This is a genomic window from Bacteroidota bacterium, assembly GCA_020402865.1.
In the GTDB taxonomy this organism is placed as follows: Bacteria; Bacteroidota; Bacteroidia; order Palsa-965; family Palsa-965.
In genome coordinates, this window is sequence record JADBYT010000024.1 from 57,683 (window position 1) to 69,942 (window position 12,260).

The window sequence follows — 12,260 nt, forward strand, 5'->3', positions numbered from 1 at the left end:
ATTACTTTGCCTTTTTCAATGAATCGGCATTGGCCTTGTCTGTACTTTCCACTTCAATGAGTGCTTCTTCGGGTTCACCCAAGGTTTTTTTCTGAATGCCGAAAAGCCTGTAGGCCGCCTGTTTTCCGCCATTTTCACCATCGCCGGGATTTACCATGAAGTTGCTCTGAATGGATGTGTTTTGTACACGGATAGTTACAGAAAGCCCCGATGCTGTTCGGGTTACATCCACATTTGCCACAAGTGTGGCGTCCTCATTCTGATTAATCGCACAGTTCGCTAGTGCATCCGCAAAATCTTCGCCATCGCCGCTGTCCACATCACCACTGATGATGAGTCTGAATTCGGGTTCAAGTTCAGTGTAGGGAAGCAGTTGCGGATACGTTTGAAAGAGCTTTAAAATCCAGTCCTGTTTTTCAGCGCCGCTTGTAATCATCGCCATTGCTTCGCAGGTGCGTGCAAAAAGCAGTTTTGAATGTTCTTCCTGTATTTGCGGATCAGTAAGGACTTGGTTAAGCCATTTCAATGCTTCTTCTTCATCGCCGGTGTTAATGCACAAACGGCCAATGAAGTATTTAAAGTAAATCAATACTTCCCTGCGTTTATCAGTTTGCAAACGTTGTTTGAAGAGTTCGATGAAAAACTCGTTTCCATAACCGTCAATAATGCTCAGTACCTCGTCGAAACCAAGAAGGTTTTCGGAGGAGAAGAGGCTGTACACCACTTCGGCCCGTTCGGGATTGGCGGCGAGTAAACCTGCCAGCAGAAGTTTCTGCTGTTTTACTTTTGCCGAAAGCTGAAAGCAGTTGTACCAGTGTACCGGATTGAGCCAGAAATACCATTCATCATTTTCGAAATAATATTCCTGCTGCAAACGTAAACGACAGAGGTAGTTGAACGTACCTACACAAAGCGCATACTGCTCACGCCCCCATGTGGTGCCAATGTGAAGTTCTTCGAAGTTGGCTGCTTTGCGGATACTTTTGGCGCTTTCCTGTGTAAGTCCTTCATAGTACTGTGCCCTCGCCAGCCCTATATTGTGCCAGCCGCATCCGGGTGTGGAACCCTGTTCGGCCAGCACGCGCGTAAGCAGTGTATCAGCAGCAAGCGGGTTTGAGCGGTACACGTCAAGAATGCCGCGCATGTAATAGTATTCGCGTGTTTGCTTTTCTGATCGGCCATCGCGGTTTTCGGCTTCCCGGTAAAATTCTTCGGCCAGTGTAAAGCGTCCGCGCATGTAACAGAAGTTGGCGTAATTATTACTGCTGTAATAGCCGGCATTCAGCAATATGTTGTAATAATAATCGGCCGAATCCATTTGCATATCATACGTATGCAAAATGGCTTTATAGTGATACACAGAATACTGCTGCGACTGAATGATTGACGCATCATAAAGCCCAACATTTTGCGCGGCATCGTCGGCAATTTTCAGCAGTGCCGAGTCGAGATATTTCATTGCTGCCTGATTATTTTCCTTCACTGTGTTTTTGAGAAAAGGAAATTTCATAGCGGTGTACATGCGGTTGCGGTGATAAATCCACGCAATGGTATTGAAGCTTTCGGCCGGATATTCTAATTGCAGGTTACGCGCTTTGTAGCGATTCAATACATCAATGGCAAGGTCAGGACGCTCGATATTCTGATAGGCACGTTCGAGAAAATCAACAATAAAACCGTAATCGCGGTGATAGGTTTGAACGCGGATATAGGTGTAAAGATCATTGGTGCGGGTGCGGAGTTCGGCATCATAATCGCGCTCAATGAGGTTAAGTGCTTTTTGCAGCGGTTCGGCAGCTAGTCTGAATCCGTTTACATCGGTAGCTCGGTTGTAGCGGTAGCCGCCTTCATAAAGATAGCCGATGTAAAAGGTACTGTCGCGGCGGATAAAATCGCGTGCCTGGCTGTAGGTGGTGTCTTCGGTAAACGACAAATACCTGCGTTCTTCGTTTATCCGGTCGCGCACGGCATTTTGTGCGGTAAGCCGTAAGCAAACCGCAAGCACACCAAACAGCAAAGCAGCGATGCGTATTTTCATTATCCCGAAATTCTCATTTTAGCCAGCCGTTCAAGCTCGCGATCCACAATCTGCGTCAGAGCAGTGCGCTGCGCATCGCGGTTGCGGAAGAGCAAGCGGTGATGCAATACAGGATATGCCAGCGCACGAAGATCGTCTTCAATTACATAATTACGTTGCATAACCAGCGCCCAGGCCTTTAGGCATTTGATAAAGATAATTCCGCCACGTGTTGAACAGCCAAGCGAAATATCCGGATGGCGGCGGGTATTTTGCGAAATGTTCACCACGGAGCGAAGCAGTTCAGGGTGAATATATACCCCTTCGGCTTCCTGCTGCAGATTAACCACATCGTTATAGGTAAGCACCTGCTTCACGTTTTCGCGCACATTGCCAATGGTGAGGTAGTTTTGAAAAATATCATATTCCACATCCTCAGACACATATCCGAAACTTATTTTCATAAAGAAACGATCCAGCTGCGCAGCAGGCAGGGGATATGTTCCTTCCATTTCAATCGGGTTTTGGGTGGCAATGGTGAAGAAAAACTTATCGAGATGATAGGTTCTGTCGGCAACCGAAATTTGATTTTCAGCCATACATTCCAGCAGCGCACTTTGCACTTTGGGTGAGGCCCGGTTAATTTCATCGGCCAGCAATACGTTGGTAAACAACGGCCCTTTTTTGAAGATGAAATCTTTTTTCGCGTCATCAAAAATGTGCGAACCGATCAGATCCATCGGCAACAGGTCAGGTGTAAACTGTATGCGCCTGAATGCCACGCTGCCACTTTGCGAAAGCGGCGCTTCATCGGCCAGTCCGCCCGAAATCGACTGCGCAAGTGTTTTGGCCATTTGCGTTTTTCCTGCGCCCGGATTGTCTTCGAGCAGGATGTGTCCGCGTGCCAGCAGGGCGGTAATTACATAACGGATTTCCTGTTGCTTGCCGCGGATAATTGTACCGATGTTATCGGTAAGCAGCGTAAGTTTTTCGCGCGAGGAAGAAGTGCTTTCGTGATTCATATCAGGCAGTTGAGTCAGGGCTTTGATCAGAATGAGGGCGGCGCAGGAAGCGTTGCGCTTTTGCAAGTTGTAAAAATTTCAGCCACCAGCGCAGGCTGTTGCCGGCATTTTTTTGCGTGGCCTTCACAAAGGCAGGCCAGAATGCACGGATTTGCTGCTCGTCGGTTTCGGTAGTTTGATGGGCGGCATATTTAAGCCGCAGGTAAGTATGCATGAAATTTTCGAAGCCTGTGTGCAGCGCAGGATCAATTTTCTGGCGTGCATAGTCGAGCGGTGTTTCATTACCGCGCTCGGCTACGGTTTGGTGGAAGGTGAACAGGGCAAGGCGATAAATACGGTGTGCGCGCTCTTTTGGCGTACGCGCGGCACCAACACGCGAGCGCATCCATAGCCACACCAAAAATGGCAGCAGAAAGAGCAAGAGCAACAGCCCTGCTGCAAAACCACCGCTGAGCCAGAGGATAAACGGAATATCAAGCGGTTCTTTTTTCCCGGGCTTTTTGGGTTCCGGTTTTTTCGGCTCTGGTTTTTTCGGTTCCGGGCGTGGTTTGATGTGAAGTTCATCGGCAATAACCGGTTCATCCAGTTGCTGCATCTGCGCAAGTAAACTTATATTGTTTCGCAGCGCCGCAATTTTTCGGTTAGGGCTGTTGTAGCATACTATTACCACCGAATCATTTGGCAGTAATGCAGCAAGCGTGGTGTCTTTCAGCCCGTATTTCACACGGCACAGCGATACATCAAACACTTTGCCCGCTTCGCCGTTCAGTAAGTATTCGTTGTTGTGAAAATTCACTCTCGAAAAATGTGTTTTCACCTTTTTATTCTGTGCAGCGGTTTCAGCTACCCCATGCACTACCAGCCACGGGCGCGGCGGAGGCAGGGGCGGAGTACCGTCGGGACGGGGCGCATCCTGCTGGTCGCTGTTGCCCACGGTGGTGTCGAAATCAATCCATCCGTAACCGGGGAAATAAACCTGTGTCCACGCATGCGCCTGCCGGCCATAAAACCAGTACCAGCCTTTGTTTTTATCGCTCCGGTCTATTGTGGCAAACCCTGTGGTAAAACGCGCAGGCACGCCAATAGCGCGGAGCATGAGCACAGTGGCTCCGGCGTAGTATGTGCAATAACCGGCATGTGTTTTAAACAGAAAATTACCCAGCATGGTGGCGGTGGGAATATTCGGATCGGATTTTTTACCGGGATTAAGTGTGTAGCGGTAAAGGGGATTTCCGCTTGCATCTTTTGAACGGAAATACTGATCAATGGCATCCACTTTTTCAAGTGGCGTTTTGGCTCCGGCATCGCGCACTATTTTTTCGGCCAGCATGCGAATGGAATCAAACAGAACACCTACCGGGAAAGCCGTGAAGTACTTATACACAGCCGGATCAGTTCCGGCATAGCTGCTCACGGTATTCAGTTCTTCATAACTATCCTGAATAGCTTTGGCCACATTGGGTTTAAATGCAGCCTTTTCCATGGCATAGGTAGTGGTAAGTGTTGTGGCGTAGCTTTTTACCCGGTAGGCAAACTGAAACGAGGTATCAAAACCTTTATCAATGGCAATACTTTGTACAGAAAATGCGGCCGAAGGTGCAAGCAGCGCATGCTTCCATGTATTGCTGGCCATATATACTTCGGCTTCAATTACACGGCGCTTTTTGGCAGCCATGCTTTTTCGTATCACCGAGCTGTCGGTAACCGTGTTGTAGAGCGGAATGGCCACCGGATCGGCATTCATTTCGTCGTTCATGGGCGAAAATGCATCGCGCATGAACTGTTCTTTTTGCGGATCAAAAAGGGAGAGGTGGTGATAGGCAAAGTAGAGCGGCTTGGGCATGCCATCGGGGAAAAAGTTATCCAGCCGCGCACAAAACATCACATAATCATTGCGGCTCATCTGATCGTCCATTTGCATGGTATCTTTCAGCCGCAGACCATCATCGCCGGGTTTGGGTTTTATGGGTTTGCCGTTTTCATCAAACTCCACGGGCCGTTCTAGCAGGCCTTTTCGTTCATTGTAACCATTGTTGTTTTTATCGCGTTTCTGGCCACCGTTTTTGCCCTTGTCGTTCTGATTTTCTCCATCAGGCGGATCCTGATTTTTCCCTTCCTTACTGGCTTTTTGAGTGATTTCGCCCTGTTTTTCCTTCAGTGTGCCGCGAAAAGTTTCAGTAACGATAAAAAACGCAAGTATTACTAACGCCACAAAGCCCACCGTGCGCAGCGAAAGCTGAAGGGTTTGTTTGCCGTTAAGCTCGCGCAAATCCTGCAACGCGGGTGCCATAAACAACATATACATCACCCAAAGCAATGTAGGAAGCAGATTGCGCAGCAGAAACTCCGGACTCAGGTCAAGTGCATTATAGGCATTGTGCGAAATACTAACTAATGTGACGGTGAGAAAAATGCCTGCCGGAATTACCAGCAACCAGCGCGATAGATTGAGAATCCAGCCGATGAGCCAGCCGGTGAGTATGAGTACCTGGATAAGATCAAACCGGGCCACCGCCACAAACACATCAAACTCACCGGGCAATCCACGTATGATGCGGCTCGTAATCCATAAGCCCAGCAGCAGCAACGGTGTAAAAATGATAAAACGTCCGCGCCAGACAAAAATGATGTAGCTTACGGCCAGCGCCCCTGAAAACCAGGCTGCCTGCGTGAGAATACCTGTATCAAGCGCGGTGTATGAAATGTTGGCCTGATAGAGTACAAGCGTTCCGGCCAGTGCAGTAGGCAGCACCAGTGTGAGCAGACGCAACACCAGCATCAGCAATGTAAGGCGATGAGCGGGTGCCGGATTACTCATAGTTTGGGGGCTTTTACAAATTGGGTATTGCCACGCTGGGCAAGCACTACTTCAAACTGATTTTCATTGGCACGTAGTTTTTTACGAAGCGAGGCAAACGTCCATGAAGTGCGCAGTTTTTGAGCCGGACGCAGTACACGGCGGAAAAACAGTTCGCCGGGTGCAATAGGGAAAATCCCGGGTATGCTGTCAGAGAGCGATACTCCTATTACGGTTACATGTTCGGGAAGCTGCCAGAGTAGTTTTTCCACATCGGCAACCGGCACGGTAGATGGAATGCACACCAGCGCCGCATCACGCACATTTACAAACTGTGCAGGGGGCATATCGTTTTGCCAGTGGGCCAGACTAACCTGCATAAGGAGTTTTTTCTCCGGTGTTTCGTCGCTCAGTTCATGTACGTGTTGGTCGGCAGGCATGCGCACGGCATATTCTCCGCTCTGCGCGCTATCAAGCAGTTGCCGCACAACGTCTTTATAGGCATTCAGCAGTTGCTCGTTGTAGCGTGTATCAGAAGTGGTGCCGAGTGCATTGAAAAAACTGGCGTAAAGCACCAGGTGCGAGGCATACGGATCCATTGTTTCGGGTATGCGCACTACCAGCTCGCCGTTTCGGGCATATATTTTCCACACAATTCGCCGCACATCATCACCGGCTTCAAAGTCTTTGTAGCTCAGCATTTCGCCCTCCACACGCTTGGGTGTTTCAATGCGTTCGAGCTGTTGCTCGGTGCGGTTGGGTTGTACGGGCAGTTCCTGTGCATCGAGTTTCCGGGCAAGCGTGTTCATTTGCCGTTTCACTTCAATGGTAAACGGCATCACAACAAGGCGAAGCGGATCAATAAACAGCAACTGCAGTTCTTCGGCTTCGCTGGCGCCACGGTTATACATATCAGTAAGTGCCGACCCTTTTACCGCTGTGCGCAGCAACCCGCCCTCACGTACATTTTCGTTAAGCGGAATTACTGACGACATGGTCAAATCTGTAAATACAAGCCTTGCCTGCACTTGTCCCAGAAAAGGGCGAAGCAGCCCGCTTATCTGAAGCGTAACCCTTACCGGCCCGGCTTCGGCGCGGTTGCCTTCGCCCATACGCAGCCGTACCGGAGTTTGCCCCCTACGATAGCGAACCAGAAACCAGACCCAGGCCGAAACGGCGGTGAGCATACTGAAACCAGCAAGCCCGGCCAGTATCCAGCCCACAACCGGCAAAAACTGCAGCAGGATTTGCCACTGTGAAGAATCAGGCGACTGATAGGTACTGCGCAGCCATTTCCAGGCGGCCCAGATTACCAAAATACCTAAAAGCAATTGCCACCGTACTACGGTGTAGGTAAACCAGTATGCGAGTTTTCGCTGAAGCATAGTACGGACGGCTATGTCCGGGACTTTAAAGATACGAGAAAAAATATCCCGGTATCCGCCAATTGATAACCGGTTTAACAAACATTTTGTTTAGATAATCTCCCCAAAAAACTTTATTAATTTACGCCCGATTTTCAGCAAATGGTTTTTTCAAGTTTTATTTTTCTGGTCTTCTTTCTGCCGGCTTTTTTGCTTGTCTATCATGTGTTGCCCAAAAATGCGTTGTGGCGAAATCCGTTTATACTTATCGCCAGTTTCCTTTTTTATGCCTGGGGCGAACCGCGGTTTGTACTCATTGTCCTGCTCACCACCATACTCGATTTTTTTATTGTCGGGAAAATGGGTGCCGCACACAACCTAACCCAACGGCGGCTGTGGCTGCTGCTTTCTTTACTGCTTAATGTCGGGCTGCTGTTTTATTTTAAGTATGTAAATTTTTTCACCGATAACCTCAATACCATTTTGCATTTTTTTGGCCACGAAGGATTATTCGTGGCTAAGATTCTGCTACCCGCAGGTGTGTCCTTTTTTACGTTCGAAAGCATTACTTATGCGGTTGATATTTACCGTGGTGAACACCGGCCTTTGAAGCGGTTCTGGCACTATCAGCAATACATCATTTTCTTTCCAAAACTGGTAGCCGGCCCCATAATCCGTTACACCGATATGGCTGATCAGATCACCGGTCACGTGCAGCAGGAAACACCTTACAATAAACTTCTGGGTTTTTCACGATTCTGTATTGGGCTTGGAAAGAAAGTATTTATTGCCAACACAATGGCCGCTCAGGCCGATGCTATTTTTGCTCTTCCCCCACAGGAGGTAAATACATTAATGGCCTGGATCGGTATTCTTGCCTATACCTTTCAGATCTATTTCGACTTTTCGGGCTATTCTGATATGGCCATCGGGTTGAGCCGGATACTTGGATTTCGTATCGCCGAAAATTTTAATAATCCATATACATCAGGCAGTGTAACAGAGTTCTGGCGTCGCTGGCATATTACTTTAGGTACCTGGATGCGTAATTACCTCTACATTCCGCTGGGTGGAAACAGAGCTTCCCGTTCGCGCGTGTATCTAAATTTGCTCATTGTTTTTCTGATTTCAGGTTTCTGGCATGGTGCAAGCTGGAATTTTATTCTCTGGGGGGCTTATCACGGTTTTTTCCTGATGCTTGAAAGACTTGTTTTTTCGTCTGGTTTCAAAGGCCGGATCAAATTATTAAATACTGGTTATACATTTTTAGTCGTACTTGCAGGATGGGTGTTGTTCAGAACAGCAACTTTTGACCAGGCAGCAACCTACTATCATCACCTGTTTTCATTCGCCTCACACGCAGAAGGGTTATTTTACCTGAATACTGAATTTATACCCTGGCTAATTATTGCTGCTTTGTTTGCATTTTGTACACTCATTCCACGCGTTGATCGTTTTCAGCAGCTTTTCTTTACAGGAACACCCGGTAACTGGCTGGTAATTGCTGCATCTGTATCGGGACTGTTTATTTATTTGTTAAGTGTGATCTATCTTGCGGGCGACGGGTACAATCCATTTATTTATTTCAATTTTTAACGATGGAAAAGCAAACAGATAACACTAATCCGTCCGTTAATCAGGATGTATCACCTTTGGGGGAACTTGCCGTATTTTTGCTTGTAGTACTACTTGTGATTCCTGTTTGGATATTGACTTTTGGAGATGGCGTTGCACTTGAGAAATGGAGCTGGAAAAGCTATTTCGACGGGCAATGGCAAAAGCAGGTAGCCCGGAATGCCGGTGCCGGAAGTGATGCTGCGGAATTACTTCTTCTGGCACAAAATCAGATCGACTTCAGTTTATATCGTAAATTACATGTGCAGCAAATGGTTTATGGTAAACAGAATCATTATTTTACTTATGCCGAATTACAAGCTTATTACGGATTGCGTTTTCCGGATAATGATTCCATTCAGCTGCAAATAGATAAACTCAGTGTAATTTGTGATTCACTTAACAGAAGAGGTGTAAAACTCCTGTTTGTGCTTGGAACGGGTAAGTCGCAGATTATGCCTGAGAATATGCCTTGTGCCATCAATAATCCTGTAAAAAGTGAAAATGGTCTTGATAGTTTCCGAAAAAAGCTTGCCCGATCAGGCATTCCTCACATCGATTGCATACCGTGGTTGCGACAGGTAAGAAAGCAGGGTAAAGATGAAATTTATCCGCCCTTTGGTGTACACCTTACTTATCACACCGACTGTATGTTGATTGACAGTACAGTAAAACGTGTGTCTGAGTTGCTTGAAAGGAAATTACGTAAGCCCATTTTTTATGGTATGAAGCCTCACTCCGATGCCCGATTCCGTGATGAGGAGCTGCTTGTTAAGGGCAAGATCATTTTTGCGCCTTCTTATCCGGTTTGGCTTACTTCGCCCGATTCTATTGGTTTTACCCGGAATAAGGATGAAAAAACTGCGCGCGTACTGGGAATAGGTGATAGTTATTATCTCAATTTCATTTTTACAGGCGTCACAGCCGATGTGTTTCAAAATGGTGAGCACTGGTATTACTTTAATTCAATTAGGCCGAGCCGGAGTCCGTCTGTGGAAGTTTGGGAACTTGACCTGAAAGCTGAACTCGAACGCAATGAATGTATTGTACTGGTCTATAATCCTGCCGGACTTCACATCAATCTTGGACGGTTTGTGGATGAAACATATCTGATGTACACTGATCCTGCCCGATATGAGAGAGAGGTAAAACAAAAAAACAGAATCCGCGCAGAAGTAAAACTGATACGTAAAGACAGTAAGCTGATGGGGGAGTTGATTTCACGTGCGGTAAAACAGCATAAATCACTGGAAGAAGTTCTTTCCGAAGAAGCCAGGAAGCGTCTGGATGCAAAATCAAAAACTGCACTACCTGAAAAATAATTTGCCGGTAAATACATCATCACGCTCAGTTGTGAGCCGGTAAATGATCACTCCCGAAGGTAAAGCGGGAAGCACAATCGTTTGCTCGGTGCCAGCGTAAACCTGTGCATGTAAAATTTTTCCCTGCGCATCAGTCAGTTCGAGTTTCCATTCCGGACTTTTCTGAAGACTTAATTGTAATGTAAGGGCTTTAGGCTGTTGTGCCAAGAAAATGCGGTAACCGGCAGTTCCGAGGCAGGAGTGGTCAGTACTAAGTACCGCCAGTTGCCCGCCCGTTCGAGCAAACAGACGATAATAGTTTTTTACCCCGCAGGCAGGTGTGTTGTGTGTCCAGTTGTATTGCTGCGAAAAAGTAGCATCGCCGCACACGCCGGCATACAGGTAAAGCATGGTGAAATTAACCGAATCTGTGCTGTGCTGCACTTCAAGATCCTCACACGTATTACCGGGGCCAATTGTCCACGAAATGGATAATGCATCGCCTACCGGCGTGGCACGGAAATCGAGAATGTTTACCTGAGCGGCTGAAGCCGCAGGAAAAAGAAAGAGGAAAAGTAGTATTCGCCACATTGCATTAAGTTACGTAAAATGAGTGCAAATAGTATGTAGGGGATAATTTTTTAACGGGCTCTGATAATTGTAACCAATTTGAATATTTGAGTTATTATTGCGCTCGTCTGTTTGAAACAAAGATGATTACTGCATTGCGTTAAAATATCAACGATCAACAATTTATCAGTATGAAGTCCATTTTTGCATTTTTTTTAATCTCGATAAGTCTTGCAGCTAATGCGCAATTCAATCGTTTAGATATTGGCGTTCAGGGCGGCGTTAGTCGTGCTTCATTGTATGGCAATTCTTCAATTTATGGTGGGCATAAGGCGCGAATGGGTTATGCCGGAGGTCTTTTTGCCCAATACAATTTTACGCCGCATATCGCACTCCGGTCAGGTGTTTCTTTCGAACGAAAAGGCTCCACACTGGAACTTACAATGATGGATATTACTGGTGCAGAAATCGGAACATTCCGAGGTAAGGAGACCTTTGATTACCTCACTGTACCGCTTTTATTCAGATTTAGTTTCGGGAAGAAAATACAATACTTTGTCAATGCAGGACCTTACGTTGGGTTTTTACTCAAACAAACTGAATACATTGAGGCGTTTCAGATACTTCCAGAAACAACTAACGACCTTACCGCTAACTTTAAGAAAAATGAATTTGGCGCTTCACTCGGCGCAGGTGTCAATTATGCACTGAATGATAGTTATGTTTTTTCGGTGGAAGTGAGAAATAATCTCGGGCTTAACAACCTGAGTGCATTGCCGTTAATAAATATGGGTACAATTAAGACCAATGCGCTGGGTTTGCTGGTAGGTTTACATTACCGGCTTGGCAGGCAGGATTAGCCGTGCTTCACTAGTCAGGTAAGCAACTGTTATTTAAGCGCGTCATTCAAAAAACGCCAAACGGCATCTTCTTCGGGTGGCGGAGCAATTACCACTACCGGCTCGTTTTTTACCGGATGCATAAACTCCAGCCGCCGGGCGTGGAGGTGAATGGATCCGTCGTGATTGCTGCGTTTGGCGCCATACTTCAAATCACCTTTAATGATGCAGCCGATAGCAGCGAGTTGCACACGTATCTGATGATGCCGGCCGGTAACCGGACGTATTTCAAGCAGGTGATAGCGGTCTGACGACGCAAGCAGTGTATAGCCCAGTTCGCAGCGCAGGTGGCCGGGCTTTTCTACCGGCGATGCATACGATTTATTGGCAGCTTCGTTTTTACGCAGCCAGTGAATAAGCGTTCCCTCGCGTGCAGGCGGCGGTGCCGATACCACGGCCCAGTATATTTTGCGTATATCGCGCTCGCGGAATTGTTCGTTCATACGTGCCAGTGCTTTGCTGGTTTTGGCAAACAGCACCACGCCACTTACGGGCCGGTCGAGCCGGTGAATAACGCCGAGGAACACGTCGCCCGGCTTGTTGTATTTTTCCCTGAGCCAGCGTTTCAGCGCTTCACTCATGGGCTCATCGCCGGTTTTATCGCCCTGCACAAGCTCGCCGGGGCGTTTGTTTATGGCAATGAGGTGGTTGTCTTCGTAAATAACCTGCATACCGC

9 protein-coding genes are annotated in these 12,260 nt (G+C 47.3%); 3 read left to right on the top strand and 6 right to left on the bottom strand.

The features are described 5' to 3' along the window. Position 1: 1 nt before the first annotated feature. From IM638_15420 to IM638_15435, 4 genes are read right to left on the bottom strand one after another with little or no spacing between them, the layout of a single operon-like run. Positions 2-2,038: a hypothetical protein gene (locus IM638_15420; GenBank protein ID MCA6364426.1), complete on the bottom strand. Its 2,037-nt coding sequence runs from the start codon at positions 2,036-2,038 to the stop codon at positions 2-4. Beyond that, positions 2,038-3,039: a MoxR family ATPase gene (locus IM638_15425; GenBank protein ID MCA6364427.1), complete on the bottom strand. Its 1,002-nt coding sequence runs from the start codon at positions 3,037-3,039 to the stop codon at positions 2,038-2,040. The genes IM638_15420 and IM638_15425 overlap by 1 nt, the downstream gene beginning before the upstream one ends. 1 nt (position 3,040) lies before the next feature. Next, on the bottom strand, positions 3,041-5,857 hold the full coding sequence (locus IM638_15430; protein MCA6364428.1) for a transglutaminase domain-containing protein: 2,817 nt from the start codon (positions 5,855-5,857) through the stop codon (positions 3,041-3,043). Next, the gene (locus tag IM638_15435; GenBank protein ID MCA6364429.1) at positions 5,854-7,221 is read right to left on the bottom strand and encodes a DUF58 domain-containing protein; all 1,368 of its coding nucleotides are present in this window, start codon (positions 7,219-7,221) and stop codon (positions 5,854-5,856) included. The genes IM638_15430 and IM638_15435 overlap by 4 nt, the downstream gene beginning before the upstream one ends. Before the next feature lie 141 nt (positions 7,222-7,362). On the opposite strand from IM638_15435, the gene IM638_15440 reads away from it, so the two are divergent. Both IM638_15440 and IM638_15445 read left to right on the top strand, forming a co-directional pair. Then, on the top strand, positions 7,363-8,796 hold the full coding sequence (locus tag IM638_15440) for an MBOAT family protein (GenBank protein MCA6364430.1): 1,434 nt from the start codon (positions 7,363-7,365) through the stop codon (positions 8,794-8,796). A gap of 2 nt (positions 8,797-8,798) precedes the next feature. Beyond that, positions 8,799-10,136, top strand: a complete 1,338-nt coding sequence (locus tag IM638_15445; protein MCA6364431.1) for a hypothetical protein — start codon at positions 8,799-8,801, stop codon at positions 10,134-10,136. Here IM638_15445 and IM638_15450 read toward each other — a convergent pair. Further along, positions 10,122-10,706 (bottom strand): T9SS type A sorting domain-containing protein, encoded by a 585-nt coding sequence (locus IM638_15450; GenBank protein ID MCA6364432.1) that lies wholly within the window; start codon positions 10,704-10,706, stop codon positions 10,122-10,124. The genes IM638_15445 and IM638_15450 overlap by 15 nt on opposite strands. A 170-nt stretch (positions 10,707-10,876) precedes the next feature. Between IM638_15450 and IM638_15455 the strand changes: the two genes are divergently transcribed. Beyond that, positions 10,877-11,545, top strand: coding sequence for a PorT family protein (locus IM638_15455; GenBank protein MCA6364433.1), 669 nt, complete (start codon positions 10,877-10,879; stop codon positions 11,543-11,545). A 29-nt stretch (positions 11,546-11,574) separates the two neighbouring features. Here the strand turns inward: IM638_15455 and IM638_15460 are convergent, their stop codons facing one another. Beyond that, a complete protein-coding gene (locus tag IM638_15460) occupies positions 11,575-12,255 on the bottom strand; it encodes an RNA pseudouridine synthase (protein MCA6364434.1) in 681 nt (226 codons plus the stop codon). Between the last annotated feature and the right edge of the window lie 5 nt (positions 12,256-12,260).